The sequence below is a fragment of the Aquabacter albus genome, assembly GCF_040049275.1.
GTDB lineage: Bacteria > Pseudomonadota > Alphaproteobacteria > Rhizobiales > Xanthobacteraceae > Aquabacter.
This window is the reverse complement of sequence record NZ_JBDZDT010000001.1, coordinates 582,532-608,880: the sequence shown is the minus strand read 5'-3', so window position 1 is coordinate 608,880 and position 26,349 is coordinate 582,532. Positions and strand designations below refer to the sequence as shown.

Sequence of the window (26,349 nt, the reverse complement as noted above, 5' to 3'; positions counted from 1 at the left end):
GCCTCGCCTCGGAGGTATCTGAAGATTGTCACCTCGTTGTCACGCGGCGTCTTTACGCCGTGTGATGCTGGCGGTTTCCGTACCGCGGGGGGACGATATTCATGCTGCCGATCCTGCGCGCCGAGAACGTGCACAAGTCCTTCGATACAACGCACATCCTCAAGGGGGTGAGCTTCCAGATCGAGGAAGGCGACCTCGTTTCCATCATCGGCCCCTCTGGCTGCGGCAAGTCCACGTTGCTGCGCTGCCTCAACGGCCTGGAGACCATGGATTCCGGCATGATCGAAGCCTGCGGCGTGCGCATGGAGCGCAAGCCGGGAGGGCAGGAAATCCCGTCCGACGTGGCGCACCGGCTGCGCCGCAATGTCGGCATGGTGTTCCAGCAATACAATCTCTTCCCCCACAAGACGCTGCTCCAGAACGTGATGATGGCGCCCATGGTGGTGAAGGGCACCAAGAAGGACGAGGCCGAGGCGAATGCCGAGCGCCTTCTGAAGAAAGTGGGCCTCCTCGAGCAGAAGGACCGCTTCCCCATCAATCTGTCCGGCGGCCAGCAGCAGCGCGGTGCCATCGCCCGCGCGCTCGCCATGGCGCCCAAGGTGATGCTCTATGACGAGCCCACCTCCGCGCTCGATCCCGGCCTCGTGGACGAGGTGCTGGACGTGATGAAGGAACTGGATGCGGAGGGGATGACGCAGGTGGTCGTCACCCACGAGATGCGCTTCGCGCGCGATGCCTCCGACTACATCATCTTCATGGAGAAGGGCGACATCGTCGAAATCTCCAACGAGGACGAGATGTTCAACCACCCGAAAGATCCGCGCACCCGCCAGTTCCTGCGCCGCTTCGCCTGATCGCCCTTTCCGTCCTGACATTTCCGGGGACCGCCATGCGCCTCACCCTCGCCGCCCTGCTGACGATCGTGTCCCTCGGCTCGGCCTTCGCCCAAGGTGCAGCGCCCGACCCGAGCGCGGCGCCCGGTGCGACCATGCCCGCCGCGCCCTTCAGCGGGCCGCCTCTGCGCTATGGCGGGGATGCCACCTCCGGCGCGCCCTATACCTTCAAGGATCCGGCCGACCCGAACCTCACCGTCGGGTTCGAAGTGGACATCATGAACCAGATCGGCGTCGAGATCGGGCGCAAGACGGAGTTTGTCCAGAACGACTGGAGCAACCTCATTCCGGGCCTGAATGCCGGTCTCTACGACGCGGTGATCAACGGCCTCGAAATCACCGCCGAGCACAAGGCGGCGGCGGACTTCTCCATTCCCTATTACACAACCTACGGCCAGATCGTGATCCGTCGCGGCGATCCTGATATCGCCGACCTTGCCGCGCTGAAAGGCAAGAGCGTCGGCACGCTGAAGTCCAGCCAGATGGAATATGTGCTGCGCAATTTCGGCGGCATCGACGTGCGCTCCTATGAGGAGGAGATCGACGCCTATTCCGATCTCAAGCTGAAGCGCATCGATGCGACGGTCATGGATTTCCCCATCGCCGTCTATTATGCGCTGCCCGACCGCGAGTTGCAGTTCACCGGTGCGCCGGTGGGCCGCATCGAATACGGCATCGCGGTGAAGAAGGGCGCGGACCCGCAGCTGCTTGCCCAGATCAATTCCGGCCTGTCGCAGATGATGCAGGACGGCGAGATGCGCAAGATCCTCGACAAATGGGCCATCTGGACCCCCATGATGGCGCAGGTGACCGGCGATCAGCGCCCCATGCAGGCGCAGCCCACCGCCTACGACCATTTCGTGGACGCGACCCAGCCCCGGGGTTTTCAGGAGCAGCTTGAGCGCTACATGCGCTTCCTGCCGCAGCTTCTGTGGGCGGCGGTGATGACCATGGAAATCTCCATCCTGGCCATGGTTCTTGCGGTGGGTATCGGCGCCGCGCTGGCGCTGTGCCGGGTCTATGGCGGCTCGGTCCTCGACACCTGCGCCCAGGTCTATATCGAAGTGGTGCGTGGCACGCCGCTGCTGATCCAGGTGCTGTTCATCTATTACGGCCTGCCGAAGATCGGCGTGCAGCTCGACCCGTTCGTCGCCGGCGTGCTGGCGCTGGGGCTGAACTATGCAGCCTACGAGGCGGAGAATTACCGCGCGGGCCTTCTCGCCATTCCCCGCCACCAGATGGAGGCGGCCATCGCCCTCAACATGACCGAGCGCCAATCGCTGCGGCATGTGATCATCCCCCAGGCGGCGCGCATCGTGCTGCCGCCCACCACCAACGACTTCATCTCGCTGATCAAGGATTCCTCGCTGGTGTCCGTGATCTCGCTGGTGGAGCTCACCAAGACCTACGAGCAGATCTCCACCACCTATTACGATTATTTCGGAACCGGCCTGCTGGTGGCGGGCATGTATCTGCTGCTGGGCCTGCCCTTCGTGCGCCTCGCCAAATGGGCCGAGAAGCATGTGAGCCGGGGCATGGTGCGCACGATGGGGAAGAAGTAGAGGCGCGAGATGCTCCCTCTCCCGCTGGCTGGGGAGGGGGAAATAGTGCACCCTCTCCAATACGTGGCGTTGCCCTGCTTGAAGGCCCCCTCCCTAACCCTCCCCCGCAAGCGGGAGAGGGGATGCTGCGGTGCTTCGTGGGGAGATGACTCTCACCCGTAGCGCGCCAGCGTCAGCCCCTCCATGTCGATCTCCGGCTTCCGGCCGCCGATCAGGTCCGCCATCACCCGCCCCGTGCCCGCCGCCATGGTCCAGCCCAGCGTGCCGTGGCCGGTGGAGAGATGGAGGTTGGAATAGCGGCTCTGGCCGAGCACCGGCGGGCCGTCCGGCGTCATGGGGCGAAGGCCGGTCCAGAAGCTGCCGTCCTTGCCGTTCCCGCCGTCGGGGAACAGGTCGCCCACCACATGCTCCAGGGTCTGGCGGCGTTCCTCGCGCAGCGTGAGGTCGAAGCCGGTCAGCTCTGCCGTGCCGCCCACGCGGATGCGGTCCCCGAGCCGCGTCACCGCCACTTTGAAGGTCTCGTCCATGACAGTGGATTCCGGCGCGCCCTCCGGGTCCGTGATGGGCACGGTGAGCGAATAGCCCTTCACCGGATAGACCGGCACCGAGATCCCCAAGGGCTTCAAAAGGCGCGGGGAATAGGAGCCCAGCGCCGCCACATAGGCATCGCCCGTCACGCGGCCCGCATCCGTGGCGATGCCGGTGACCTTGCCGCCCTCGTGCTCGATGGCGGTGATGGTGCGGCCGAAGGAGAAGCGGACGCCCTTCGCTTTCGCCATTTCCGCGAGGGCATTGGTGAACTTGAAGCAGTCGCCGGTCTCGTCGCCCGGCAGGCGCAGGCCGCCCACGAACTTCTCCTTCACCCGCGCCAGCGCCGGCTCCACTGCGATGCAGCCTATGGGGTCCAGCACTTCATAAGGCACGCCGAAGCGGTCGAGAACGGTGGTGTCGCCATGCACGTGGGCGAGCTGCTTCTCGGTCCGGAACAGCTGGAGCGTGCCCTGCATGCGCTCGTCGTAATGGATGCCGGTGCGCTGGCGCAGGGCCATGAGGCAGTCGCGGCTGTATTCCGCGAGGCGCACCATGCGGCCCTTGTTCACCTCGTAGCGGTGTGTGGTGCAGTTGCGCAGCAGCTGAAGGCCCCAGATGGCCATTGCGGGGTTCATTCGCCCCCAGCGCACCACCAGGGGCGCGTGCTCCATGGTCAACCATTTGATCGCCTTGATGGGCAGGCCCGGTCCGGCCCAGGGCGCGGAATAGCCGGGCGAGACCTCCCCGGCATTGCCGAAGCTGGTCTCCAAAGCGGGCCCGCTCTGGCGGTCCAGCACTTCCACCTCGTGCCCGTCCTCGGCGAGATAATAAGCGAGCGTGACGCCGATGACGCCGGACCCCAGGATGACGACCTTCATATGACCCCCGCAGATCGGCCGCGCGCTGAGCGCACGGCGCAGGCTGAGCCTAAAGGGCCATTCCTCACCTGTGGAGCCCAATAAAGCCGCAGGGGGTGCGCGATGCGGCGTCAGCCGCCGCGCACCACCTTCTTCAGTGCCTCGTCGATGCGTCCCTGCCAGCCGGGGCCGCCGGCCTTGAAATGCTCGACCACTTCGGCACTGAGGCGGATGGAGACGGGAACCTTGGTGGGCCGCTTCTGGAGGCCGCGGGTGCGCAGGCTCTCGGCAAGGTCGGGGAAGACCTCGGCGAAGGGACGGGCCTGTTTTAAATCTTCGGCCGTGAATTCAGGGCTGTCGGACACCTCGTCCCAGTCCTTTTTTGTGTAGCCACGCCCTGGCTGAAATTCCTTAATCTTTGCTTTGCTCATCGAGGAGCCTCCGTTCCTGCGCGCTCGGCCGGCGCATGCTGATCACGGATAGGCCTTCCGTGCCGAGACGGAGAAAAATCACGACGACCGTCCCGTCATCCATCTGCCCGATGGCCATGCGGCGGCCGAGCTTGGCGGGCAGGATGATCGCACGCTGGAAGAATTCTTCATTCAGCAGGGAAAAGTCCAAGCCGTGCTTGTCGACGTTCGCTTGGCGCTTGCGCTCATCCCACGTGATGATCATTCAAATCGTATATACGATAAAGCCAGCATCCACAAAAGGAGGCGAGCGTTGAGAGGCAGCGGAAGCTTAGCTTAGGCGCATCCCGGCGGCAACCTAAGGTGGAAACTGGTCGCCCTCTGATATGCGTCACCCGCCTTCAGCAACGCCTCTTCCCCGAAGGGCTGGCCCACAAGCTGGAACGCCGCCGGCATGCCGTTCGCGGTGAAGCCGCAGGGCAGGCTGAGGGAGGGCAGGCCGAGATAGTTGATGGCCCGGGTGCAATGGGTCAGGCGGGCGATGGCGGCGGCGATGTCGGCCGGCGCGCCCTCGGTGGTCTCCGCGATGGTGGGCACCGGCACGGCCAGGGTGGGAATATGCACCATGTCCGCCTCGCCCATAGCGGCGGTGAGCCAGCCCTGCGTGAGCTTGGCGCGCAGCATCAGCGCCTCGGCATAGCGGGTGGCGGGATAGGCGAGGCCGGGCAGGAGACGGGCCCGGATCTGCGCGCCGTAATCCTGCGGGCGCTCTGCCAGCCAGCGGCGGTGGAGGGTCGCGCCTTCGACGCCCATGACGAGCTGCATCATGGCATTGAGGAGCGGCATGTCCGGCACGGCGGTCTCGATGATACGGGCGCCGCGATCCTTCAGGGCGGCGAGGCTCTCGTCCAGCAGCGCGAGGACGTCCGGCGTCGCGGCCTCGCGATAATAGCCGTCCGGCACTGCGATGGTAACGCCGCGCAAATCGCCGGAAAGACCCGCTTCGTAATCGCGGACCGGCGCGGCGAGGGTGGAGCCGTCGCGCGGGTCCGGGCCGGCGATCACCGAGAGCAGCCGCGCCGCATCGCGCGCGCTGCGGGCGAGCGGGCCGAGCGTGTCGAGCGAGGGCGCCAGCGGCATGGCGCCGAACATGGGCACGAGGCCATGGGTCGGCTTCAGGCCCGTAATCCCGCACATGGCGGCGGGATGGCGGATGGAGCCGCCCGTGTCCGAGCCCAGCGCGCCGCACACGAGCCGGCCCGCTACTGCCGCGCCGGAACCCGAGGAGGAGCCGCCGGAGCAATAGTCCGGCTTCCAGGGGTTCCGCCCGTGCTCGTCATGGGCGTTGAAGCCGGTGGGCGAGAGGGCGAATTCCGCGAGGTGCAGGCGCCCCAGGTCCAGCGCGCCCGCGCCGTCCAGCCGTTCCAGCGCGGCGGAGGTGACGTCCGGCACGAAATCCCTGCGGATGAGGGAACCGCCGGCACAGATGCGGCCGGCGCGATAGAACAGGTCCTTGTGCGCCAGCGGCACACCCGCCAGCGGCCCGAGCGCTTCGCCCCTGGCGCGGGCGGCATCCACCGCGCGGGCGCCTTCCAGGGCGCGCGCCTCGTCCAGCGCGATGACGGCATTGAAGCGCGGGCCGAGCCGCCGCAGCCGGTCCAGGGCCGCTTGAGCGACGGTCTCGGCCGAGACCGCGCCGCTTGCCACCGCTTCCGCCGTGTCGATCACGCCGAGCGCGTGGAGGCTGTCCAGGGACACGCTCATTTCCGTGCCTCGGTCGAAAGAGCGCGCAGCGTGTCGAAGCTCCAGGGCGCCTCGTCGAGGCTCATATGCGCATCGGCGCCCGCCGCCACGGCCGCATCCACCGCCCGCGCCACGGCGACCGCCGCGCGGGCCTCCGCATCGTCCACCACAACACCGTTGAGGTCGCGCAGCAGCACGAGGGCCTGGTCTTCGGTCATGGCGGGCCTTCAGTGAACGCCGAGGAATTTGGTGAGGGTTTCAGGGTCGCCGCCGATCTCGGCGGCGGTGGCCTCGTGCACCACGCGGCCCGTCTCCAGGATGTAGACCCGCTCCGCGACGGCGAGCGCGCTATAGAGGTTCTGCTCCACGAGCAGGATGGAGAGGCCGGCGGCTTTGAGCTCCTGGATGATGCCTTCCAGGTGCTGCACCATCACCGGCGCGAGGCCCTCGGAGGGCTCATCCATGAGGATCAGCTCCGGATCGATCATCAGCGCGCGCGCCACCGCCAGCATCTGCCGCTCGCCGCCGGAAAGCTGGTTGCCGCGATGGTGGCGCCGCTCGCCAAGGCGGGGGAAGAATTCGAACGCCTTCGCCACCGTCCAGCCATGGGTGGCGCTGGCCGGCTTCAGCACGGTGAGGTGCTCGGTGACCGTGAGCGATGCGAACAGGCGCCGGCCCTGGGGCACGTAGCCGACGCCGCGCCTGGCGATGAGGTGGGGCGAGAGGCCCCTGATGCTCTCGCCCTTGAAGCTGACGCTGCCGGAGCGGACATTGGGCGGGGAGACGCCCATGATGGAGCGGATGAGGGTGGTCTTGCCCATGCCGTTGCGGCCGAGCAGCGCCACCACCTCGCTCTTGCCCACGCTGAGGCTCGCGCCCTGGAGCACGTGGGCTTCCCCGTAGAAGGAGTGGATGTCCGCGACCTCAAGCATTGTGGCGCGCCTTGCCGAGATAGACGTCCTGGACGTCCTTGTTGACGCGGATCTCCGAGGGCGGGGCTTCCACCAGGAGCTTGCCGTTGTTGAGCACGGTCACGTAGTCCACCAGCGAGAGAACGAGGTCCATGTCGTGCTCGATGAGCACGAGGGTGAGTTCGCGCGGCAGCGCGCGGATGATGTCGGAGACGATGACGCGCTCGGCCGGGGAGAGGCCGGCGGCGGGCTCGTCCAGCAGGAGGAGCTTGGGCTGGGCGACGAGCGCCATGGCCATTTCGAGCTGGCGCTGCTCGCCATAGGACATCTCCTTCACGGTGGCATCGCGCCGGGCGTGAAGGCGGGAGATTTCCAGCGCTTGGGTGGCGCGCTCGGCCTCTTCGGGGGCGAGCGCGCTAGAGCCGAACATGGAGAATTTGCGCGGCGAGAGGCCCCGCAGGGCGAGGCGCATATTCTCCGCCACCGTGAGGTTGGGGAACAGGTTGGTGATCTGGAAGGTGCGGCTCATGCCGCGCCGCGCCCGCTCGTGGATGGCGGTGCGGGTCACGTCGGCGCCTTGGAACAGCACCTTGCCGGAGGTGGCGCGCACCACGCCGGTGATGGCGTTGAACAGCGTGGTCTTGCCGGCGCCGTTGGGGCCGATGATGGCCCGCCGCTCGCCTTCGCGCACGCGGATCGACACGCCGTCCACGGCGCGCAGGGCGCCGAACTGGACGGTGACGGTGTCGAGCTGGAGGAAGTCGGTCACTGAAAGATCCGTTCTCGTTGGCGGAATACGCCCCCTCTCCCGCTTGCGGGGGAGGGTTGGGGAGGGGGCACTTCAAGCAGAGCGATCTTCGCCCCAGCTTTTATGCCCGGCTCTTTCCCCCTCCCTAGCCCTCCCCCGCAAGCGGGAGAGGGGACAGGGAGCAAGGGAGAGGAGCCTCAGCTCTTCTTGATGCCCTGGAACTCGCGCGAATAGGGCGGCTGCTTCATGTAGGTCTCGGGGTCGTACTTCCAGAACTGCGAGACCTGCGGATAATTGGCGATCGGCGCGTTCCAATATTTGCCGTCCGCGTTCTTCTCCACCTTGCGGATCTTCACGTCGTAGATCGGGTTGCCATAGGCGTCGAGCTTCACGGTCTGTCCGAGCGGCGAGCCGGTCAGCTCGGTCTTGGACACGGCCCCAAGGAAAGCGTCACGGTCTTCCACATTGCCCTTGATGGTCTTGGCCGCCTCGTCGATCCACATGGCGCCGGAATACATGGAGAAGCCGTAGAGGGACGGCAGCTTGTTGTACTTCTTGACGTGGGCTTCGACGAACTTCTTGGTGGCCGGATCCTGCGAGCCCTCGGCGAAGTGCGCGGCGACGATGACGCCTTCCACTTCTGAGCCCATGGTGCGGATCACCGACTGGTCGGTCATGTTCATGGCGCCCACCAGCGGGATCTGACCCTTCAGGCCGAAATTGCCGTACTGCTGCATGAAGCGCGTGGCATCCGCGCCGGTCTCCATGGCGAAGATCACGTCCACGCCGAGATTGGCCAGCTGGCCGAGATAGGGCGAGAAGTCGGACGTGTTGAGCGGGTGCCAGAACTGGCCGGCGATCGACCCGCCGCCCTCGGTGAAGGTCTGGCAGAAGCCGCCGCACTGCTCCTGGCCGAACGTGTAGTCCTGGGCGATGGTGGCGGCCTTCTTGTAGCCCTGCTTCAGGCACCAGTCGGCAAGCGGGCGCGGGAACTGACTGCCGGTATAGCCGGCGACGCGCACCACGTTCTTGATGCGGTTGCGCTGGGTGAGCTCGTCGGCGGCGATGATGGGGATGAAATAGGGCATGCCGTTGCCCTTCACATAGTTCGCCACCGCAAGGCCCGTGTTCGCGAGCAGGTTGCCGCACAGCATGGAGACGCCGGCCTGCTCCACGAGGCGGCGGGCCTTCTGGAGCGCCATGTCGGGATTGGCGCCGTCATCCTCGACGATGACCTCGACCTTGCGGCCCGCAATCTGGCCGCCCTGCTCGTCGAGATACATCTGGAAGCCGTCCACCATCTCGCGACCGCCGGCGGCGACGACGCCCGTGAGCGGCGCCATGAGGCCGATCTTGATGGGGCCGGTGGCCTGCGCCCGGGCGATATAGGGCTTGGCGACGGTGCCGACCGCGGCGAGCGCCACGCCGGTCTTAAGGAATGTCCTGCGATCCATCTGTCCCACTCCTGCTGGTTCGGTCTGGTTCAAGGTCGTGTCAGCCCCGCTTTCGTGCGAGCAGGGTCCTAATGCCGCCGAGAATGCCCTCGGGGGCGAAGATCATGATGAGGATGAAGGCGAGCCCGAGCACGGTCTGCCAGCGCTCGGTGTAGAGGCTCACCGCATTCTCGAGGCCGATGATGGCGAGCGCGCCGACAAAGGCGCCGAACAGCGTGCCGATGCCGCCGGTGATGGCCATGAGCAGCCCTTCCACCGACTGGGTGAGAGCCACCGTGGAGGGGCTCACGAAGTCGTTGAACATGGCATAGAGCGCGCCCGCCACTCCGGCGAAGAAGCCGGCCACGGTGAAGGCCAGGAACATGTGCAGCGAGACGTTGTAGCCGAGCGAGCGCATGCGGCTCTCGCTGTCGCGGATGCCGCGCAGCGTCAGGCCGAAGGGCGAGCGCACGAAGCGCCACATGATGAAGGTGACCACCGCCACTGCCACGAACACCACGTAGTAGAAGGGCAGGTGCGCCGCGAGCTCGGCGGGCCGCACGCTGCCCCGGATGCCATTCTCGCCGCCGGTCACAGAAGTCCAGCGCAGGCACACGCCCCACACGATCATGCCGAGGGCGAGGGTGAGGAGCAGAAAGTAGACGCCCGTGGTGCGGATGGCGAGGACGGCGAAGACCGCGGCCACGATGGTGGCGGCGATGATGCCCAGCGCCATGCCCACATAAGGCGAGCCCGCCATGGTGGCGGTCCAGTAGACCGTCACATAGGTGGAGACGCCGAACACGGCGCCGAGGCAGAGCGGCGTGCGCCCGGCATAGCCGGCGAGCACGTCCACGGCCATGGCGAGCACCGCATAGATCAGCACCTCGGTGAGAATGCTCACCTGGTAGGTGGGCACGAGGAGCGGCACCACGGCGAAGGCGAGCGCCCCCAGGAGGACGGCGGCGAGTGCGAGGCGCGGCATGGCGGCGGCGGTCATGCGGTCCTCCCGAACAGGCCGAGGGGGCGGAAGGCGAGGATGGCCGCCATGGGGCCGAAGATGACGAAGTAAGCGAATTCCGGGAACATCACCTGCCCGACCGTATTGAGCATGCCCACCATCAGCGCGCCTACGGCGGCGCCCACGAGGCTGCCGCGGCCGCCGATGATGACGACAGCGAGGGAGAAGACGAGGATCTCCGCATCCGCGCTGGGATAGAGGGTGAGGAAGGCCCCGCCCACCGCGCCGCCGAGGCCGGCCAAGGCCGCGCCCAGCATGAAGGTGAGCAGGAAGATCCGGCGGATGTTGATGCCCATGGCCTCGATGGTCTCGGGATCATCCACGCCCGCGCGGATCAGCGCGCCGAGCCGCGTCTTGTTCAAAAGCACCCAGAGCAGGATGAAGATGACGATGCCCAGCGCCAGCACGAACAGGCGATACTTGGGATAGAACAACCCGGCGAAGCGCACCGCTCCGCGCAGGAATTCAGGGGCCGGCACCGTGTAGGTGTCGCCGCCGAAGATCACCAGCATCATGTCGTTGAGCACGAGCCCAACGCCCAGGGTCAGCAGCACTTGCCGCAGCTCGTAGCCGCGCACGAAGCGCAGCAGGCCCTGGTCGAGGATGAGGCCCATCACCGCCACCGCCGCCATGGCCGCCAGCATGCCCGCGAGAAAGCTGCCGGTGGAGGAGGCGACGGCATAGGCGGCGTAGCCGCCGAGAAGATACAGCGCCCCATGGGCGAGGTTCACGATGCGCAGCAGGCCGAAGATCAGCGTGAAGCCGGAGGCCACGATGAACAGCAGCGCCGCGAAGGTGAGCCCGTTGAGGAGCTGGAAAGCGTTGAGACCGCTCATGCCGCGCTGGCTCCCCCAAGGGCATCCGGCTGCTCGCGCAGGTACCAGTCGTAGATCTCGCCGCCGGTCATGAACGCGACGTCGTCATGCTCCCTGATGCGCTCCACCGCCTTGCGGAAATAGCGCGCCCGGTGCGGCGCGCCCATGATGTAGGGATGCACCACCAGCGCCATGATGCGGGCGCTCTTGCGGGAGTCGCTGTAGATCTGCTCGAACTGGTCGATGGCGCGGTCGTAATATTCGCGCGCCTTGTGATGCTGGATCAGCATCATCGCCACGTCGTTGCATTCCTGGGTGTAGGGGATGTTGATGATGGGCTTGGTGCGGGTCTTCAGCACCACGGGCTGGTCGTCCAGCACCCAGTCGCAGACATAGTCGTAGCCGTTCTCCACGAGGAGGTCGGGCGTCTCCCAGGTCTCGGTGAGGCCCGGCCCCAGCCAGCCGCGCGGGCGCTTGCCGGTGAAGCTCTGGATCACGTCGGTGGTCCGGGCGATATCGGCCGCCTCGTTCTCCACCTTCTGCATGTTCTTCTGGCTGAAGCCGTGGCCGATGAACTCCCAGTTCCGGTCCAAAGCGGCGCGGGCGATGGGCTCATAGGCATTGATGGCCGAGCCGTTGATGGCAAGCGCCGCGGGCACGTTGCAATCGTCGAACACGTCCAGCATGCGCCAGAAGCCCACGCGGTTGCCGTATTCATGCCAGGCCCAGTTGGGGATGTCGGGCGTGGGCGAGCCGCCGGCGGGCGGGGTGAGCACCGTGCGCGGCATGGTCTCGAGCGGGTTCCACTCCTCCACATTGACGATGATCCACACCGCCATGCGGGCGCCGCCGGGCAAGCGAAGCCGCGGCCGCTCCGAGATGGGGGAATAGGAAATGCGCTCGGTGGGCAGCATGGTCATTTCTCCCTGTCGCCGATTGTTATGGTGAGGGTCCCGAAGCCGTCGATGGCGCCGACGATGCAATCCCCGGGCCGCACCGGGCCGACGCCGGCCGGCGTGCCGGTCATGATGAGGTCGCCCGGCTCCAGATCGTAGGAGCGGGAGAGGTTGGAGACGATCTCCGGCACGTTCCAGATCATCTGCGCGAGGTCGCCGCGCTGGGTCTCGACGCCGTTCACCGACAGGGTGATGGCGCCCCTCATGGGATCGCCGCCCGCGCCGGCGGGCGTGATGGGCCCGCAGGGCGCGGAACGGTCGAAGGACTTTCCCGCCTCCCAGGGCAGGCGCTTGCCGCCGCATTCCCTCTGCCGGTCTCGGCGGGTGAGGTCGATGCCTATGCCGTAGCCGTAGATGGCCCCGAAAGCCTCTCCAACGCTCACGTCGCGGGCATGGGCGCCGACGGCCACCACCAGCTCGATCTCATACTGGAAATCGTCCGTGTCCGGCGGGTAGGGGACGGTGGCGCCGTCCTCCACGATGGCATCGCGGGGCTTCTGGAAGAAGAAGGGCGGGTCGCGCTCGTCCTCGGCCTCCTTCATCTCGCGGATATGGGCGAGATAGTTGCGGCCGACGCAATAGACGCGCCGCACCGGGAAGCGCGCCGCGCTGCCGATGACGGGCAGCGAGACGGTCTCCGGCGCGGGGACGACGAAGGAAGCCTCAGGGCTCATACGGGATAGCCCTTCGCCTTCTCGGCATTGTACCAGTCCAGCAGATCGTCGCCGTTCCAGAACAGCACGTCGCCGAGGCTGGCGGCATAGTCGTAGATCTCTTCGAGATACTTGATGCGGTGGGGCTGGCCGGAAATGTAGGGGTGGATCGCCACCGCCAGCACCTTGGCCCGGTCCGCGCCCTCGGCGTGCAGCCGGTCGATGGCGTCCTTGAAGCGCGTCACCCAATAGGGCGATTCATGATGGTGCACGGCCATCATGGGGATGTCGTTGTGCTCAACCGTATAGGGCAGGGTCACCAGCGGGCCCTTGGCGGTGTTGATGGTGGCGGGCTCGTCGTCCCACACCCAGTCGCCGATATATTTCACGCCCGCTTCCACCAGGATTTCGGGGGTGTCGAGCAATTGGGTGAGGCCAGGCCCGAGCCAGCCGCGCGGGCGCTTGCCGGTGAACTTCTCCAGGATGTCCATGGAGCGGAAGATCATCTCCCGCGGATCGTCATGCTTGTGCATGGGCATCTGGTCATAGGCATGGCCCATGAACTCCCAGCCGAGATCCAGCGCCTGCTTGGCCACGCGGGTATAGTCCTCGCACACGCGGGCATTGATGGAGAGGGTGGGGCGGATGCCGAGCTTCTCGTAGAGCTTGAAGAAGCGCCACGCGCCGACCCGCATGCCGTATTCGTGCCAGCTCCAGTTGGGCACGTCCGGCAGCAGCACCTGGCCGGTGGGGGCGGGGATGATCTGGCGCGCCATGGGGCGGCCGATGTCCCAGACTTCGTAGTTCACGATGGTCCACAGCACCACGCGCGCCTTGCCCGGCAGCTTCAGCGGCGGGCGGTCGACGATGGCCGAATACGTAGCGCGGTCCTTGGGTTCCATTGTCATTCTCGGTTCTCCGCGAAATCTGGACGATGAAAAGGAAAGGATCAGGAAGTCGCCGCCGTGCGCAGCGCCTTGAGGCTGGGATTGAGCAAGGATTCCAACGAGGTGTAGAGGAAGCGCGCGCCCTTCTTCACCCATCCCCCGGCCGTCTCGGCGGTGACGGGCAGGCCGTAGGCGATGTTCTTGGCGTGGAGGCGCGCGGTGATGTCGTCCATGGCCGCCACCACTTCGGGGCGCGCGGTGTCGCCGAGATAGCCCATGGAATGGGCGAGGTCGTTCGGCCCCACCAGGATCAGGTCGATGCCCGGCGCGCCGGCAATCTCGTCGAGCCGCCTGTGGCCCTCCACGCTCTCGATCTGGGCGATGAGCAGCAGCGTGCCCTCGCGCCCCTTGGTGGCGGCGCGGGCGATGGCCCGAAGACGCGCCACTTCCTCCGGCGCCTCCACCTGGGGAAGGACAAGCCCGTCTATGTCGCAATCGAAATAGCGGGTCAGCGTAGCGGCGTCCTTGGAATAGGACCGCACGATGGCGCTCATGCCATGGGCCTGCGCGGCGCGGGCCAGCATGGGCACGCTCTCCACGCTGATGGCGGTGCGCTCGCAATCGATGAACAGGCAGTCCGTGCCGCAAGCGGCGAGCGCGTCCACGACGGGCAGGGCGAACCCGCCGGGATTGACGGCGATGACGGGTTTTCCCGCTTCGATGGCATTCTTGGCGCGGCGGTTCATGCCGTGCGTTCCTTGCGCCCGCAGGGTTTGCCGCGTCCCGCCATCTTGGACCGTCGTGAGGAGATGCGCGATGGCGGGATCACGGGCCTCTCCTCAGACCAGCGGATTGAACGAGGTCTTGAGGAGGCTACGCTGGTCGATGCCGAAGATGTCCGCAAGCCAGTCCGCCAGCAATTCCTGGCCGATGGTGGGATTATCGTGCTGGCAATGCTCGGCGCCGGTCTCTTCGGGCTCGACGATGCGGAAGCTCACGTCCACCCCATGGGCCAGCGCATAATCGCGGGCCTTGGTGGCGGCGGTCACCGTGAGCACGTCATAGCCGCCGTGCAGGATGAGGTAGGGGCACTTCATGTGCTCGAGGTGGCCGCGCAGGGTGAAGGCCTTCGCCTTCTCCATGGCTTCCTTCATGGTGGCGGCGCCCATCACCCATTTGATGTGCATGGCGAGGCCGAAATCCTCGCCCTTGTCGCCCCACATCTCATGGACGTCCCACACCGCGCCGTGGGAGATCACGGCCGCGAGGCGTTCCTCGTAGCAGCCGGCGCGGGCGGCGTAATAGCCGCCCAGGGACGAGCCGCAGAGCGCGATCCTGGACGTGTCCACATCCTCGCTCGTCTCCAGCCAGTCGATCACCTTGGCGATGGCGACCTCGGTGTCGGGGCGGGCGGGAATGCCGTGGCGGCGCAGCGTGCCGCCCTGGCCGGGGCCGTCGATCATCAGCACCGAGATGCCGCGCTGGAGCGCGCCATGGGCCTGCATGAACCACATCTCGTCCTTGATGGAATCCAGCCCGCCCATGCAGATGAGAACGGGGAGCTTCTTGCCGGGGAAGGGGGCGCGCACGAAGTAGCCGCAGATCGGCTTGCCGTCTTCGTAGGGAATGTCCACCGCCTCGCCGGGCGGGTTGAGATAGGAGATGAACTTCTTGGAGCACGCCTCCATGGCCTCGAAGGTGGGCAGGCGGCGCGGGTCGGTGGGCTCCAGGTGGAACTCGGCCTGCCGGTAATAATCAGCGGCGCGCAGGAAGCAGTTCATGGCGGTGCGGATATGGCCCACCGCCTCTTCCTCAATGCCGCGCTTCCAGTTGCGGTCGGCGATGACCTTCCATTCCTCGTGCCAGCTCTCCAGCGAGCCGGGGATCATGCGCGAGGCGGCGAGGAAAATCTCGGAGACGGTGCCGCCGCCTTCCTGGGTTTCGCCGAGGCCGCGCCGGAACTGGTAGGCGAGCCAGGGATGCTCGGGCCAATGATGCCAGCCATAGGGCTCATAGTGGGGCAGCCGGTTTTCCGTGATGTTCTCGATCGCCCCGTCCACCGCATCGACCATACGCGCAACTCCGTTTCGGCTCGCCACCAGGCAACGCAACATTTGAATACAATCTGGCCATGGTCAAGCAAGAATGTATACAAACTTGGCCTGTTTATGAGGCGCGCCGTGCCGCTTTTTTCGGCGCGATGATGTCGGCGGAGGCAGGCTGGGTAAGGGCTGGGGATGCCAGCCGCAAACTTCCTCAGGAGACGGGCGGAAGACACGAATGTATGCTTGAAACCTTCGGCTTCCGGTGCTTATCAATGGGATTGCAACGGAACATGCCCCGCATGACGGAATCCGCCCTTCTGCCCCCCGATCCGGACGATGCCGCCGAGCCGCGCGCGGCCACCCGCTCCTTGTCGGTGACCGAGCGGATCCGCACGGCAGTGCTGGCCGGTGAGTTCGAGGCCGGGGCGCGGCTGCATGAGGTGCGCCTCTCCGAGCGGCTTGGCGTCTCGCGCACGCCGGTGCGCTCCGCGCTCCAGTCGCTGGCGAGCGAGGGGCTGCTGGAATATGCCCCCAACCGGGGCTATGCGGTGCGCCGCTTCTCCACCGCCGAGATCGTGGACGCCTATGAAATCCGTGCCATGATGGAGGCGCTCGCCGCCCGCTTTGCCGCCGAGCGCGGACTGCCTGAGAATGAGCGCGAGGCCATCGAGCGGGTGCTGGCCGAGGGCGACGACCTCCTCGCCCGCCCCGAGCTCGGGGAGGAAGAGCGCATCGCCTACAGCGCCATCAACGGTACCTTCCATGAGGCGATCCACAGCGCCGCCCGCTGCCGCATGCTGGGCGACATGATCCGCCAGTGCCATTCGGTGCCCCAGTCCTCGCACCGCAACGTCATCTCCTTCGAGCACATGGACGTGCGGCGCCGCCACGACGACCACCATCGCATCTATGACGCCATCCTCGCCTGCGACGCCTTCCGCGCCGAGATGCTCATGCGCGAGCATGTGGCGAGCGTGAAGACCAGCCTAGTGCGAGCGCTGAGCGGCCGGCCCCTCGCGCGGCGGGGGCGGTAGGCGAAGGAGAGCAGGGGGCGCTTCGCGCGGCAGAAGTTTCGCTTCGCGCGGATGTCATGAGCCGCCCTCACTCTGGCTGCCCTTGCCCCGGCGGGTGCCGGGCTCTATCAGCGGGCCATCCGCCGCGTGCTCCGGGCCGTCCATGTCGTCTTCCCCTCGGTCTTTGATCGCCAAGACGTCCGCTGTCAGCGCCGCCACCCTCGGCTCGCGGCTGCTCGGCTTCGCGCGGGATATGGGCACCGCCGCCGTGCTGGGCGCGGGGCCGCTGGCGGACGCGCTCATGGCCTCGCTCTCTTTGCCGCTGTTGGCCCGCCGGCTGCTGGCCGAAGGTGCCTTCAACGCGGCGCTGCTGCCGGCGCTCGCGGCAGCCCCGGACGATGAGAGGGCGGCAGCGAGTGCCAACGCCACCCTCGTCCTGCTCTGCATGATCCTGCTCGGGTTCGCGGTCGTCGGCGCGCTTGCCATGCCGATCCTGATGCTGGTTCTGGCGCCCGGCTTCTCCTTCGATGGGGAACGCGCGGACCTTGCGAGCGCGTGCGGGCGCATCGCGCTGTTCTATCTGCCGCTTGCTGGCGCGGCGGCGGTGCTGGGCGGCATCGCGAACGCAGCCCACCGCGTCTTCCTGCCCGCTCTGGCGCCCGCGCTGGGCAATGCCGTGGTGCTGTTCGCCATTGCCGCCATCATCCTGGAGGGGCTGGTGGCGACGCCCACCGCCGCTTTGGTCATGGCCGCCTGCGCGGTGCTCGCGGGCATCGCCCAGCTTGCCTTGATGATCGCCGCCGCGCGCAAGGCGCCGGCCTCCATCCGGATCAGTGCCGGCTTCGACTGGCCTGCGGCGCGTGCCGTGCTGCGGGCTTCCCGGCCGGCCCTCCTCCTTGCGGGCCTGCCGCAGATGCGCATCGTGCTCCTGGCGGTGGTGGTCTCGGCCCATCCCGGCGCGGTGGCGGCGCTCAATTATGCGCAGCGCCTCATCGACCTGCCCCTCGGCCTTGTGGGCGCGAGCGCGGGGGCGATCCTGGTGCCGCTGCTCACGACCGGCGCGGGGGGCACGGGGCGCGGCGTGGAGACGGCCCGCGCGGTGCTGTCCGCGCTCGGCTTCGCCTTGCCGGCGGCGACCGGGCTCATCATGCTGGCCGATCCCATCATCACGGTGCTCTATCAGCGCGGCAGCTTCACCGCCGAGAATGCGCACTTCACGGCGTTCCTCCTCACGGCGCTCGCCTTCACCTTGCCTGCGCAGGGGCTGGAGAAGGTGCTGGGCGCGGCCGCCATGAGCCACGGCTTCGGGCGGCAGGTGGAGGGGATCGCCCTCGTCTCGCTGCTCAACACCATGGCGTTCGCCGTAGGGTTCGGCATCGGGTTCGGCCCGGGGGGCGGCGCGTTCGGCATCGCCATTCCCGCCTGCGTCTCCGTTGCGCGCCTGTGGATCCTTCTGTCCAGCCGCGGCCATCTCGTCTTCGACCGCGCGGCCAAGCGGCAGGTGCTCGGCATGGTCCTCGGCTGCTTCCTGCTGGCGGTGGTGGTGCTGTTCCTGCTGGTCATCTGGATCGAGCCGGAGGGCACCTTCCTGTTGGCGGTGCGCCTCGGCGTGCTGGTGGCGGCCGGCATGGCGACCTATGGTGCGGTCTGGTTTGCGTTCCGGCCGCGGAATAGGCCGCGCGCCGAGGCGATTGATCCGGGCCATACGTGAGGTCGCAAATGAGCGAGTGCCGCTTCTTCGCCTATCCGAGCCTGGATGCGCGCGCCTTGTTCGGGCGAAGCTGGGGCGAGTTGAACGGCCACCTCCCGCTGGTGTGCCTGCCGGGCCTCACGCGCTCCTCCACGGACTTCGAGGCGCTGGGCACGGCGCTAGCCGAGCGCGGCCGGCAGGTGATCGCCCTCGATTTCCGCGGGCGCGGCGGCTCCGCTCATGCGCCTTTCGCCAGCTACAACATCCTCCAGGAGGCGGAGGACACGGCCGCGGGCCTCGCCTCCCTCGGCATCAAGCGCGCGCTCTTCCTGGGCACCTCGCGCGGGGGGCTGGTGATGATGCACCTCGCCGCCACCCGGCCGGAGCTGATGGCGGGCTCCATCCTCAACGATATCGGGCCGGTGATAGAGACCGCCGGCATCGCCCGCATCACCGATTATGTGGGTGTCGCGCCGGCCCCCACATGGGAGGCGCTGGTGGCCGACCTCAAGCAGGCGCAGGGTCCCCTTTTCCCCCGCCTCTCCGATGCGGACTGGCTGCGCTATGCGCGCCAGATCTATCGCGACGATGCCGGCGTGCCCCATCTCGCCTATGACGCGGCCATGTCGGAGGCCTTCAAGAGTTTCGATCCGACGAAGCCGCTGCCGGAATTCTGGTCCGGCTTCGACGCCATGGCGAACCAACCCGTGATGGTCATCCACGGCGCGCTCTCCGACGTGCTGTCGCAGCAGACCGTGGAGGCCATGGCGGACCGGCACCGGGGCATGGAGGTGTTCACCGTGGACGACCAAGGCCACGCCCCGCTCCTGTGGGATGCCCGCTCGCAGAAGGTCATCGAGGCGTTCGCGGACCGGGCCGATCCCTGATCGTCTCGTCATCCCCGGGCTTGACCCGGGGATCTCGACCGGGCCGGGCCTGCCGTGGAAGGTCCCCGGATCAAGTCCGGGGATGACGGCAATCTGCTTCAGACTTGCCGCCCTGCGGCCCGCATGGCATGAGGCGCCCTCGTCTCTGGGCCGTCCGGCCCGTCTTTTTCAGGTATCGGCGGCCGCATCCAAACCGGCCGCCTGTGAGGAGGTCGCCATGGCGGCGGTCGCGGAACGCGTCTTTTCCGGTGTTCAGCCCACGGGCAACCTGCACCTCGGCAATTATCTCGGCGCCATCAAGCGCTTCGTCGAGCTGCAGACCAGCTATGACTGCCTCTATTGCGTGGTGGACCTGCACGCCATAACGGTGTGGCAGGACCCCGAGGAGCTGAAGCGCCACACCCGCGAGGTCACCGCCGCTTTCATCGCCTGCGGCATCGATCCCAAGCAGCACATCGTGTTCAACCAGAGCCAGGTCTCCGGCCACGCGGAACTGGCCTGGATCTTCAACTGCGTCGCCCGCATGGGCTGGCTGAACCGCATGACGCAGTTCAAGGAGAAGGCCGGCAAGGACCGCGAGAACGTCTCGGTGGGCCTGTTCGCCTATCCCGACCTGATGGCCGCCGACATCCTGCTCTACCGCGCGACCCACGTGCCGGTGGGCGAGGACCAGAAGCAGCATCTGGAGCTGACCCGCGACATCGCCCAGAAGTTCAATGTGGACTTCGGCCCCTCCATCGCCGCCAACGGCTTTGGGGAGACCTATTTCCCGCTCACCGAGCCGCTGATCGCGGGACCGGCGACGCGGGTGATGAGCCTGCGCGACGGCTCTAAGAAGATGTCCAAGTCCGACCCCTCGGACTTCTCGCGCATCAACCTCACCGACGATGCGGACGCCATCGCCGGCAAGGTGCGCAAGGCGAAGACCGACCCCGAGCCGCTGCCCTCCGAGGAAGCGGGCCTGAAGGCACGCCCCGAGGCGGAGAATCTGGTGGGCATCTATGCGGCGCTCATCGACGGCACCAAGCAGGGCGTTCTGGACCAGTATGGCGGAAGCCAGTTCTCCACCTTCAAGGGTGCGCTGGTGGATCTCGCGGTGGAGAAGCTCGGCCCCATCGGCGGCGAGATGAAGCGCCTGATGGACGACGTCTCCGCCATCGATGCGATCCTGTGCGATGGCGCCGACCGGGCGCGGGCCATCGCCGACAAGACCATTTCCGACGTGAAGGACATCGTTGGGATGGTGCGGCGCTAGCACCGCCGCCGTCCCCCTTTCATTGGCCCCTTGACTTAGAGCGCGCTCCAACCCCTAGCCTCGTGAGCGTCGTGACGAGACAAGGGCAGTCATGAAGATCGGTGAACTCGCGAAGCGATCGGGGCTGTCGGCCTATACGATCCGATACTATGAGCGGATCGGGCTGCTTCCCCATGCGGACCGGGACGCATCGAAACAGCGTGACTACGACGCGTCGATCCTGGTCTGGATCGAATTCCTCGGCCGGTTGAAAACCACCGGGATGCCGATCCGGGACATGCTGCGCTACGCGAAACTTCGGGAGGCCGGCGCGGTGACGCACACCGAACGGCGCGAACTGCTCAAGGAGCATCGCGCGCGCGTTCGCGCGCATGTCGCCGAACTCCAAGCCTGCCTTCTCGTCCTCGACACCAAGATTGTCGGCTACGCCGACCTGGAACAGAGGATGAAAGACCATGACGCAGAACCACACCGCCGGCGAAAGCCGGCTGGAGCGCGGGACGCGCGCCCTCTCTGAGATCGACGGCAAGGCCGGCGAGGCCGTTATCTCCGCGCTGGCCGATATCGCCCCGGACTTTGCCCGCTACGTGATCGAATTCCCGTTCGGCGACATCTATTCCCGCCCGGGCCTCGATCTGCGCGCCCGGGAGATCGCGACCGTCGCCGCGCTGACGGCCATGGGCAACGCCGCCCCACAATTGAAGGTCCATATCGAGGCGGGCCTGAATGTCGGCCTCAGTCGCGGGGAAATTACCGAGATCATCATGCAGATGGCCGTCTATGCCGGCTTCCCCGCTGCGCTCAATGGCCTGTTTGCCGCGAAGGAGGTTTTCGCCCGCCTCGACATGGAGACCGAGGCGTCGGGACGGGAGCGGCTGGCATGACGACACGCGTGCTTGCCTTTCTCGCGGGCAGTATGCTCGCCTTGTCCGCCCCCCTTTACCGTTCCGGCGCCCATCCCTGCTGACCGCCGCCTGGGGGGATCGGACCATCTACCGGATCCCCATCAGATAGCATCGGGCATCCGGGCGGGGAGTGGGCGCGTCTCACGCCGCCGCATACAGCGTCCGCTCCCGGCGCACTTCCTCGAAGATCACCTCTTCCGCCTGCTTGAGCGCGGGCAGCGCCGCCTCCGCGCGGCCATAGAGGGCGAACTCCACGTCCGGCAATTGCGGCATGCTCTGGTCGTTGACGATGGCAAGGTCCGGCCGCAGCGCGCGGGGCGAGCGCACGGTGACGCCGAGCCCCGCGCCCACCGCCGCCATGAGGCCGGGAAGGCTCGGGCTGGTGAAGGCCACGCGGAAGCCGCGCCCCGCAGCGGTGAGCGAGGAGATCGCCGCCGCCCGGAACACGCAGGGCGCCTCGAACAGCAGCAGGGGCACTGGCTCCTCGGATGCGAGGCGCAGATGCCGCGCGGCGATCCATTGCATGGGTTCGCGGGCGATGATGGTGGTGGGCAGGTCCGTGTCCATGCGGAAGCCGACCGCAAGGTCGATATCCCCGGAATGCAGCTTGTCCAGCATGGTGATGGTGGAGCAGACCCGCACCGTGATGGGCGCCTGCGGGAACAGCGCGCCGAGCCGCGCCAGGATGCGCTGCATGGCGATCTCGCCCAGATCCTGAAGGAAGCCGAGCCGCAGCGGCTGGGCATAGCCGCCGTGAACGTGCTGGCCGAGGATGCGGTCATTGAGGTCGAGGAGCCGGCGCGCATCGTCCAGGAAGGACGCACCGCGCGCGGTCAGCACCACGCCGCGCCCCTTGCGCTCCAGGAGCGCAAAGCCCAGCGCCTCGGCAAGGCGATCCATCTGCAGGCTCACCGCCGACTGGGTGCGCCCGACCCTCTGCCCGGCGGCGGAGATGGAGCCAAGCTCCGCAACGGCAGCGAAGCTGCGGAGCAGATCGAGGTCGAGATTGCGGATCATCTTATGAGGATATCGAAATCGTGGATTTCGATAAATCAATTTTTCTCAAGTGTCCTTCGGGCATAGGGTCCAGCCATCCTCAACGGGAGAACGGCCATGCCCATCCTGCAAGTCACCCTTTCCGGCACGCCCGACGCGGCGGTTGCCGGCCGTGTTGCCGAAACCTTGTCGAAACTCACGGCGGAGCATTTGAAGAAGGACCCGGCGCTCACGTCCGTCGCCGTCACGTTCCTGCCTCAGGAGCAGTGGTTCGTGGGCGAGACGAGCCTTAGCGCGGCCCGCCTCGCCAGCTTCTGGCTGGATATCGTTGTGGTGGACGGCACCAACACCAAGGACCAGAAGGCGGCGTATCTCTCGGCCGTGTTCGCCGCCATGGAGGGCCTCCTGGGGCCGCTGCATCATGAGAGCTACATCCACGTGCGCGAAGTGAAGGCGGACGCCTACGGCTATGGCGGCCGGACGCAGGAGAGCCGCTATGTGGAGAAGACGCTGAAGGCGGCCTGAGTGCCAACCGACATTCAGAAACGGGCAGGCTCGCCGCCTTTCCAGCCGTCATCCCCGGACTTGATCCGGGGATCTTGTGATTACTCGGTCCTGTGAGAGATGGCCGGGTCAGGCCCGGCCATGACAGCGCATGGAAACAGCACGGTGGAGGGAGACGACCCTCCGGAGAAGGTGCTCGATTTCAAGCCGGCGAATGGTCGAGGATGCGGATGGCTTCCTGGAGCGCCGCGCGGGCCTGTTCCAGGGTGGCGTGACGCAGGTCGGCGCCCGGCTGCTCGCCGATCGCCGGAAGGGGGCAGGTGACATGGACGTTCGTGAGCTTCAGGAGGCTCGGCGTCAGGCCGGGCTTCACGAAGGAGATCACGGCTTTGTCCTGCACAACGTCGATGCTCATGCTGTGGATCTTCATGGCCGACATCGCGAGCTCCCCCTCAACGAAAACGGTGATTCGTTAACAATACATCCATGGTCCGCCTGAAATAGCCGCGGCACAACTGCAAAGCGCTTCACCAACAGAAAAAGGGCCGCGCGGCGGGTGCCGGCGGCCCTTTCTTTGGGGAGTTCCAACCTGTGAGGAGGCTCAGAAGCCCTTCACCACCTCTTCGGTGACCTTCTTGGCGTCGCCGAACAGCATCATGGTGTTGTCGCGGAAGAACAGCTCGTTCTCCACGCCCGCATAGCCCGAGCCCATGCCGCGCTTGATGAAGAGCACGGTCTTGGCCTTCTCCACGTCCAAGATCGGCATCCCGTAGATGGCGGAGGTGGGATCGGTCTTGGCGGCCGGGTTGGTCACGTCATTGGCGCCGATGACGAAGGCGACGTCGGCCTGGGCGAACTCGGAGTTGATGTCCTCCAGCTCGAACACCTCGTCATAGGGCACCTGGGCTTCCGCCAGCAGCACGTTCATGTGCCCCGGCATGCGGCCCGCCACCGGATGGATGGCGTACTTCACCTCGACGCCCTCTTCCTTCAGCTTGTCGGCCATCTCGCGCAGCGCGTGCTGGGCCTGGGCCACCGCCATGCCGTAGCCCGGCACGATGATGACCTTCTGGGCGTTCTTCATGATGTAGGCGGCATCTTCCGCCGAGCCGTGCTTCACGGGGCGGCTCTCCGCCGCCCCTGCCGGCCCGCCGGCCACTTCGCCGCCGAAGCCGCCGAGGATGACCGAGATGAAGGAGCGGTTCATGCCCTTACACATGATGTAGGACAGGATCGCGCCCGAGGAGCCCACCAGCGCGCCGGTGATGATCAGCGCCGTGTTGCCGAGCGTGAAGCCGATGCCCGCCGCCGCCCAACCCGAATAGGAGTTGAGCATGGAGACGACCACCGGCATGTCCGCGCCGCCGATGGGGATGATCAAGAGCCCGCCCAGCACCAGCGCCACGATGGTGATGATCCAGAACAGCGGGATCGAGCCGGTCATCACGAAGGCGACGACCAGCACCAGCAGCAGGAGGCCGAGGCCGGCATTGATGAAGTGGCGCATGGGCAGCATGATCGGCTTGCCCGACATGTTGCCGTTGAGCTTGGCGAAGGCGATGATCGAGCCGGTGAAGGTGATCGCGCCGATGGCCACGCCCAGCGACATCTCGATGAGGCTCGCGCCATGGATGTCGCCCGGCGTGCCGATGCCGAAGGCGGCCGGGGCATAGAGCGCCGCTGCCGCGACCAGCACCGCCGCAAGACCCACCAGCGAGTGGAAGGCGGCGACCAGCTGGGGCATCTGCGTCATGGCGATGCGCCGGGCCACCACGGCGCCGATGCCGCCGCCGATGCCGATGCCGGCAATCACCAGCACCCAGCCAAACACGTTGGACGGGGGCGACAAAGCGAGCGTGGTCAGCACCGCCAGCGTCATGCCCACCATGCCGAACAGGTTGCCCTGTCGCGAGGTGGTGGGATGGGACAGGCCGCGAAGGGCCAGGATGAAGAGGATGCCCGAGACCAGATAAAGGAGGGCGGCGATACTGGGATTCATCGCGCGATCCTCACTTCTTCTTTTGGTACATGGCGAGCATGCGGCTGGTCACGAGGAACCCGCCGAAAATGTTCACCGAGGCGAAGACGAGGGCGATGAAGCCGAAGAGGCGCGCCCACAGGGAATGGCCGTCATCACCCACGGTGGAGACGCCCACCGCGAGCAGCGCGCCCACAACGATCACCGAGGAGATGGCGTTGGTGACGCTCATCAGCGGGGTGTGGAGCGCCGGGGTCACCGACCACACCACGTAATAGCCGACGAACACCGCCAGCACGAAGATGGAGAGGCGGAACACGAAGGGGTCGATGGCCCCGCCGGTGGCCGCATGGGCCACTGCGCCGAGGGCGGTGGCGGCCTGGTCGGCATAGATCTGCGCCACCTCGGCCGCCTGACGGGCGACCTCGGCTGCGGCACGGGCCTGGGCTGCGGCGTCCGCCGCTGTCTGGGCTGCGACGGTGCTCATTGGACAGCTCCCTCAACCTTGGGGGCGAAGCTCGGGTGGACGATGGAGTTTTCGCGGGTGAGCAGCGTCGCCTTCACCAGCTCGTCGTCCCATTTCACGGCAAGGGCCTTGGCCTGCTTGTCGATCATGGTCTCGAGGAACGCGAAGAGGTTCTTCGCATAAAGCTGGGAGGCGGAGGCGGCGATGCGGCCGGCGACATTGAGATAGCCGACGATCTTCACGCCGTTCACGTCGGTCACCTGGCCGGCGATGGCGCCTTCCACGTTGCCGCCGCGCTCCACCGCGAGATCCACCAGCACCGAGCCGGGCTTCATGCTCGCCACCATGGCAGAGGAGATCAGCTTCGGCGCGGGTCGGCCGGGGATCAGCGCCGTGGTGATCACCAGGTCCTGCTTCTTGATGTGCTCGGCGACCAGGGCCGCCTGCTTGGCCTGGTATTCCGCCGACATGGGCTTGGCATAGCCGCCGGAGGTCTCGGCCTGCTTGAACTCCTCGTCCTCCACGGCGATGAACTTGGCGCCGAGGGATTCGACCTGTTCCTTGGAGGCGGGGCGAACGTCAGTCGCGGTCACCACTGCGCCGAGGCGGCGGGCGGTGGCGATGGCCTGGAGGCCGGCGACGCCCGCGCCCATCACGAAGCAGCGCGCGGCCGGGACCGTGCCCGCCGCCGTCATCATCATGGGCAGCGCCCGGCCGAATTCGGCAGCCGCGTCGATCACCGCGCGGTAGCCGGCGAGGTTCGCCTGGGAGGACAGCACGTCCATCACTTGCGCGCGGGTGATGCGGGGCATCAGCTCCATGGCGAAGGTGGCGAGGCCCGCATTGGCGAGCGCCTGCAAGGCGGGCTCGTTGCCGTAGGGGTCCATGATGCCGAGCACCAGCGCGCCAGGCTTGTAGGACGGAATTTCCGCGTCGGTCGGGCGGCGCACTTTCAGCACCACATCCGCACCCGTCAGCGCATCCTGCGCGGAAGAGGCGATGGTCGCGCCGGCGGTTTCATAGTCCGCGTCGACAATGCCCGACTTCAGGCCGGCTCCGCTCTCGACCGCCACCGTGGCGCCAAGACCGACCAGCCGCTTGACCGTATCCGGGGTCGCAGCGACCCGCGGCTCGCCGAGATCCACCTCGGCGGGGACAGCGATTTTCATTGAAACGTCTCCGAAGCCCGC

General features: G+C 66.9%; 29 protein-coding genes. 9 read left to right on the top strand and 20 right to left on the bottom strand.

Features of this window, described 5'->3' with window-relative positions; genetic code table 11:
• Positions 1-101 precede the first annotated feature (101 nt).
• Together ABLE91_RS02530 and ABLE91_RS02525 are read left to right on the top strand one after the other, a co-directional pair.
• Positions 102-854 (top strand): amino acid ABC transporter ATP-binding protein, encoded by a 753-nt coding sequence (locus tag ABLE91_RS02530; protein WP_348928110.1) that lies wholly within the window; start codon positions 102-104, stop codon positions 852-854.
• Between the two features lie 35 nt (positions 855-889).
• On the top strand, positions 890-2,455 hold the full coding sequence (locus ABLE91_RS02525; protein WP_348928108.1) for an ABC transporter substrate-binding protein/permease: 1,566 nt from the start codon (positions 890-892) through the stop codon (positions 2,453-2,455).
• Positions 2,456-2,607: 152 nt separating this feature from the next.
• On the opposite strand, the gene ABLE91_RS02520 is transcribed toward ABLE91_RS02525, so the two are convergent.
• The 15 genes from ABLE91_RS02520 to ABLE91_RS02450 all read right to left on the bottom strand — a co-directional run bounded on the left by ABLE91_RS02520 (position 2,608) and on the right by ABLE91_RS02450 (position 15,492).
• Positions 2,608-3,864 carry a D-amino acid dehydrogenase gene (locus ABLE91_RS02520; protein ID WP_348928106.1) on the bottom strand — a complete coding sequence of 419 codons (1,257 nt, stop codon included), beginning with the start codon at positions 3,862-3,864 and terminating at the stop codon, positions 2,608-2,610.
• 110 nt (positions 3,865-3,974) lie between these two features.
• The gene (locus ABLE91_RS02515; protein ID WP_348928104.1) at positions 3,975-4,274 is read right to left on the bottom strand and encodes a BrnA antitoxin family protein; all 300 of its coding nucleotides are present in this window, start codon (positions 4,272-4,274) and stop codon (positions 3,975-3,977) included.
• Entirely contained in the window at positions 4,255-4,518 is a 264-nt protein-coding gene (locus ABLE91_RS02510) for a BrnT family toxin (RefSeq protein WP_348928102.1), read from the bottom strand. Before ABLE91_RS02510 ends, ABLE91_RS02515 begins: the two co-directional genes overlap by 20 nt.
• A gap of 71 nt (positions 4,519-4,589) precedes the next feature.
• Positions 4,590-6,017, bottom strand: coding sequence for an amidase (locus ABLE91_RS02505; RefSeq protein WP_348928100.1), 1,428 nt, complete (start codon positions 6,015-6,017; stop codon positions 4,590-4,592).
• Positions 6,014-6,214 carry a hypothetical protein gene (locus tag ABLE91_RS02500; protein WP_348928098.1) on the bottom strand — a complete coding sequence of 67 codons (201 nt, stop codon included), beginning with the start codon at positions 6,212-6,214 and terminating at the stop codon, positions 6,014-6,016. The genes ABLE91_RS02505 and ABLE91_RS02500 overlap by 4 nt, the downstream gene beginning before the upstream one ends.
• A 9-nt stretch (positions 6,215-6,223) precedes the next feature.
• Positions 6,224-6,928, bottom strand: a complete 705-nt coding sequence (locus ABLE91_RS02495) for an ABC transporter ATP-binding protein (protein WP_348928096.1) — start codon at positions 6,926-6,928, stop codon at positions 6,224-6,226.
• Entirely contained in the window at positions 6,921-7,676 is a 756-nt protein-coding gene (locus tag ABLE91_RS02490; protein WP_348928095.1) for an ABC transporter ATP-binding protein, read from the bottom strand. The genes ABLE91_RS02495 and ABLE91_RS02490 overlap by 8 nt, the downstream gene beginning before the upstream one ends.
• Positions 7,677-7,852: 176 nt before the next feature.
• Positions 7,853-9,109 carry an ABC transporter substrate-binding protein gene (locus ABLE91_RS02485; protein ID WP_348928093.1) on the bottom strand — a complete coding sequence of 419 codons (1,257 nt, stop codon included), beginning with the start codon at positions 9,107-9,109 and terminating at the stop codon, positions 7,853-7,855.
• Between the two features lie 40 nt (positions 9,110-9,149).
• Positions 9,150-10,088 carry a branched-chain amino acid ABC transporter permease gene (locus ABLE91_RS02480; protein ID WP_348928091.1) on the bottom strand — a complete coding sequence of 313 codons (939 nt, stop codon included), beginning with the start codon at positions 10,086-10,088 and terminating at the stop codon, positions 9,150-9,152.
• Positions 10,085-10,945 (bottom strand): branched-chain amino acid ABC transporter permease, encoded by an 861-nt coding sequence (locus ABLE91_RS02475; protein ID WP_348928089.1) that lies wholly within the window; start codon positions 10,943-10,945, stop codon positions 10,085-10,087. Before ABLE91_RS02475 ends, ABLE91_RS02480 begins: the two co-directional genes overlap by 4 nt.
• Positions 10,942-11,838 carry a polysaccharide deacetylase family protein gene (locus tag ABLE91_RS02470; RefSeq protein WP_348928088.1) on the bottom strand — a complete coding sequence of 299 codons (897 nt, stop codon included), beginning with the start codon at positions 11,836-11,838 and terminating at the stop codon, positions 10,942-10,944. The genes ABLE91_RS02475 and ABLE91_RS02470 overlap by 4 nt, the downstream gene beginning before the upstream one ends.
• 2 nt (positions 11,839-11,840) lie before the next feature.
• Positions 11,841-12,554 carry a fumarylacetoacetate hydrolase family protein gene (locus tag ABLE91_RS02465; RefSeq protein ID WP_348928086.1) on the bottom strand — a complete coding sequence of 238 codons (714 nt, stop codon included), beginning with the start codon at positions 12,552-12,554 and terminating at the stop codon, positions 11,841-11,843.
• Positions 12,551-13,441, bottom strand: coding sequence for a polysaccharide deacetylase family protein (locus tag ABLE91_RS02460; protein WP_348928084.1), 891 nt, complete (start codon positions 13,439-13,441; stop codon positions 12,551-12,553). The genes ABLE91_RS02465 and ABLE91_RS02460 overlap by 4 nt, the downstream gene beginning before the upstream one ends.
• Positions 13,442-13,482: 41 nt before the next feature.
• A complete protein-coding gene (locus ABLE91_RS02455; RefSeq protein ID WP_348928082.1) occupies positions 13,483-14,166 on the bottom strand; it encodes an HpcH/HpaI aldolase family protein in 684 nt (227 codons plus the stop codon).
• Positions 14,167-14,259: 93 nt separating this feature from the next.
• On the bottom strand, positions 14,260-15,492 hold the full coding sequence (locus ABLE91_RS02450) for an alpha/beta hydrolase family protein (protein WP_348928081.1): 1,233 nt from the start codon (positions 15,490-15,492) through the stop codon (positions 14,260-14,262).
• Positions 15,493-15,764: 272 nt separating this feature from the next.
• Here ABLE91_RS02450 and ABLE91_RS02445 point away from each other — a divergent pair, with 272 nt between their 5' ends.
• The 6 genes from ABLE91_RS02445 (at position 15,765) to ABLE91_RS02420 (ending at position 21,194) form a co-directional block, all read left to right on the top strand.
• Complete coding sequence (locus ABLE91_RS02445; RefSeq protein WP_348928079.1) at positions 15,765-16,499, top strand: GntR family transcriptional regulator; 735 nt, start codon at positions 15,765-15,767, stop codon at positions 16,497-16,499.
• A gap of 142 nt (positions 16,500-16,641) precedes the next feature.
• On the top strand, positions 16,642-18,189 hold the full coding sequence (murJ, locus tag ABLE91_RS02440) for a murein biosynthesis integral membrane protein MurJ (protein ID WP_348928077.1): 1,548 nt from the start codon (positions 16,642-16,644) through the stop codon (positions 18,187-18,189).
• Between the two features lie 8 nt (positions 18,190-18,197).
• Complete coding sequence (locus tag ABLE91_RS02435; protein ID WP_348928075.1) at positions 18,198-19,055, top strand: alpha/beta fold hydrolase; 858 nt, start codon at positions 18,198-18,200, stop codon at positions 19,053-19,055.
• Between the two features lie 217 nt (positions 19,056-19,272).
• Positions 19,273-20,310 (top strand): tryptophan--tRNA ligase, encoded by a 1,038-nt coding sequence (gene trpS / locus ABLE91_RS02430; RefSeq protein ID WP_348928074.1) that lies wholly within the window; start codon positions 19,273-19,275, stop codon positions 20,308-20,310.
• Positions 20,311-20,401: 91 nt separating this feature from the next.
• On the top strand, positions 20,402-20,827 hold the full coding sequence (locus ABLE91_RS02425; protein ID WP_348928072.1) for a MerR family transcriptional regulator: 426 nt from the start codon (positions 20,402-20,404) through the stop codon (positions 20,825-20,827).
• Positions 20,766-21,194, top strand: coding sequence for a carboxymuconolactone decarboxylase family protein (locus ABLE91_RS02420; protein ID WP_348928070.1), 429 nt, complete (start codon positions 20,766-20,768; stop codon positions 21,192-21,194). Before ABLE91_RS02425 ends, ABLE91_RS02420 begins: the two co-directional genes overlap by 62 nt.
• A 162-nt stretch (positions 21,195-21,356) precedes the next feature.
• Here ABLE91_RS02420 and ABLE91_RS02415 read toward each other — a convergent pair whose 3' ends face one another.
• Complete coding sequence (locus tag ABLE91_RS02415) at positions 21,357-22,232, bottom strand: LysR substrate-binding domain-containing protein (protein ID WP_348928068.1); 876 nt, start codon at positions 22,230-22,232, stop codon at positions 21,357-21,359.
• Positions 22,233-22,328: 96 nt separating this feature from the next.
• Here ABLE91_RS02415 and ABLE91_RS02410 point away from each other — a divergent pair, with 96 nt between their 5' ends.
• Positions 22,329-22,736, top strand: coding sequence for a tautomerase family protein (locus tag ABLE91_RS02410; protein ID WP_348928066.1), 408 nt, complete (start codon positions 22,329-22,331; stop codon positions 22,734-22,736).
• A gap of 181 nt (positions 22,737-22,917) precedes the next feature.
• Here the strand turns inward: ABLE91_RS02410 and ABLE91_RS02405 are convergent, their stop codons facing one another.
• The 4 genes from ABLE91_RS02405 to ABLE91_RS02390 all read right to left on the bottom strand — a co-directional run bounded on the left by ABLE91_RS02405 (position 22,918) and on the right by ABLE91_RS02390 (position 26,328).
• A complete protein-coding gene (locus ABLE91_RS02405) occupies positions 22,918-23,130 on the bottom strand; it encodes a hypothetical protein (protein WP_348928064.1) in 213 nt (70 codons plus the stop codon).
• A gap of 186 nt (positions 23,131-23,316) precedes the next feature.
• Positions 23,317-24,714 (bottom strand): NAD(P)(+) transhydrogenase (Re/Si-specific) subunit beta, encoded by a 1,398-nt coding sequence (locus ABLE91_RS02400; RefSeq protein ID WP_348928062.1) that lies wholly within the window; start codon positions 24,712-24,714, stop codon positions 23,317-23,319.
• Positions 24,715-24,724: 10 nt separating this feature from the next.
• Positions 24,725-25,180: a proton-translocating transhydrogenase family protein gene (locus tag ABLE91_RS02395; RefSeq protein ID WP_348928060.1), complete on the bottom strand. Its 456-nt coding sequence runs from the start codon at positions 25,178-25,180 to the stop codon at positions 24,725-24,727.
• Positions 25,177-26,328 carry a Re/Si-specific NAD(P)(+) transhydrogenase subunit alpha gene (locus ABLE91_RS02390; protein WP_348928058.1) on the bottom strand — a complete coding sequence of 384 codons (1,152 nt, stop codon included), beginning with the start codon at positions 26,326-26,328 and terminating at the stop codon, positions 25,177-25,179. Before ABLE91_RS02390 ends, ABLE91_RS02395 begins: the two co-directional genes overlap by 4 nt.
• Between the last annotated feature and the right edge of the window lie 21 nt (positions 26,329-26,349).

Coding starts and splice junctions, on each gene's coding strand:
- ABLE91_RS02530 (WP_348928110.1), top strand. CDS start 102: ATGCTGCCGATCCTGCGCGCCGAGAACGTGCACAAGTCCTTCGATACA.
- ABLE91_RS02525 (WP_348928108.1), top strand. CDS start 890: ATGCGCCTCACCCTCGCCGCCCTGCTGACGATCGTGTCCCTCGGCTCG.
- ABLE91_RS02520 (WP_348928106.1), bottom strand. CDS start 3,864: ATGAAGGTCGTCATCCTGGGGTCCGGCGTCATCGGCGTCACGCTCGCT.
- ABLE91_RS02515 (WP_348928104.1), bottom strand. CDS start 4,274: ATGAGCAAAGCAAAGATTAAGGAATTTCAGCCAGGGCGTGGCTACACA.
- ABLE91_RS02510 (WP_348928102.1), bottom strand. CDS start 4,518: ATGATCATCACGTGGGATGAGCGCAAGCGCCAAGCGAACGTCGACAAG.
- ABLE91_RS02505 (WP_348928100.1), bottom strand. CDS start 6,017: ATGAGCGTGTCCCTGGACAGCCTCCACGCGCTCGGCGTGATCGACACG.
- ABLE91_RS02500 (WP_348928098.1), bottom strand. CDS start 6,214: ATGACCGAAGACCAGGCCCTCGTGCTGCTGCGCGACCTCAACGGTGTT.
- ABLE91_RS02495 (WP_348928096.1), bottom strand. CDS start 6,928: ATGCTTGAGGTCGCGGACATCCACTCCTTCTACGGGGAAGCCCACGTG.
- ABLE91_RS02485 (WP_348928093.1), bottom strand. CDS start 9,109: ATGGATCGCAGGACATTCCTTAAGACCGGCGTGGCGCTCGCCGCGGTC.
- ABLE91_RS02480 (WP_348928091.1), bottom strand. CDS start 10,088: ATGACCGCCGCCGCCATGCCGCGCCTCGCACTCGCCGCCGTCCTCCTG.
- ABLE91_RS02475 (WP_348928089.1), bottom strand. CDS start 10,945: ATGAGCGGTCTCAACGCTTTCCAGCTCCTCAACGGGCTCACCTTCGCG.
- ABLE91_RS02470 (WP_348928088.1), bottom strand. CDS start 11,838: ATGCTGCCCACCGAGCGCATTTCCTATTCCCCCATCTCGGAGCGGCCG.
- ABLE91_RS02465 (WP_348928086.1), bottom strand. CDS start 12,554: ATGAGCCCTGAGGCTTCCTTCGTCGTCCCCGCGCCGGAGACCGTCTCG.
- ABLE91_RS02460 (WP_348928084.1), bottom strand. CDS start 13,441: ATGACAATGGAACCCAAGGACCGCGCTACGTATTCGGCCATCGTCGAC.
- ABLE91_RS02455 (WP_348928082.1), bottom strand. CDS start 14,166: ATGAACCGCCGCGCCAAGAATGCCATCGAAGCGGGAAAACCCGTCATC.
- ABLE91_RS02450 (WP_348928081.1), bottom strand. CDS start 15,492: ATGGTCGATGCGGTGGACGGGGCGATCGAGAACATCACGGAAAACCGG.
- ABLE91_RS02445 (WP_348928079.1), top strand. CDS start 15,765: ATGACGGAATCCGCCCTTCTGCCCCCCGATCCGGACGATGCCGCCGAG.
- murJ (WP_348928077.1), top strand. CDS start 16,642: ATGTCGTCTTCCCCTCGGTCTTTGATCGCCAAGACGTCCGCTGTCAGC.
- ABLE91_RS02435 (WP_348928075.1), top strand. CDS start 18,198: ATGAGCGAGTGCCGCTTCTTCGCCTATCCGAGCCTGGATGCGCGCGCC.
- trpS (WP_348928074.1), top strand. CDS start 19,273: ATGGCGGCGGTCGCGGAACGCGTCTTTTCCGGTGTTCAGCCCACGGGC.
- ABLE91_RS02425 (WP_348928072.1), top strand. CDS start 20,402: ATGAAGATCGGTGAACTCGCGAAGCGATCGGGGCTGTCGGCCTATACG.
- ABLE91_RS02420 (WP_348928070.1), top strand. CDS start 20,766: ATGACGCAGAACCACACCGCCGGCGAAAGCCGGCTGGAGCGCGGGACG.
- ABLE91_RS02415 (WP_348928068.1), bottom strand. CDS start 22,232: ATGATCCGCAATCTCGACCTCGATCTGCTCCGCAGCTTCGCTGCCGTT.
- ABLE91_RS02410 (WP_348928066.1), top strand. CDS start 22,329: ATGCCCATCCTGCAAGTCACCCTTTCCGGCACGCCCGACGCGGCGGTT.
- ABLE91_RS02405 (WP_348928064.1), bottom strand. CDS start 23,130: ATGAGCATCGACGTTGTGCAGGACAAAGCCGTGATCTCCTTCGTGAAG.
- ABLE91_RS02400 (WP_348928062.1), bottom strand. CDS start 24,714: ATGAATCCCAGTATCGCCGCCCTCCTTTATCTGGTCTCGGGCATCCTC.
- ABLE91_RS02395 (WP_348928060.1), bottom strand. CDS start 25,180: ATGAGCACCGTCGCAGCCCAGACAGCGGCGGACGCCGCAGCCCAGGCC.
- ABLE91_RS02390 (WP_348928058.1), bottom strand. CDS start 26,328: ATGAAAATCGCTGTCCCCGCCGAGGTGGATCTCGGCGAGCCGCGGGTC.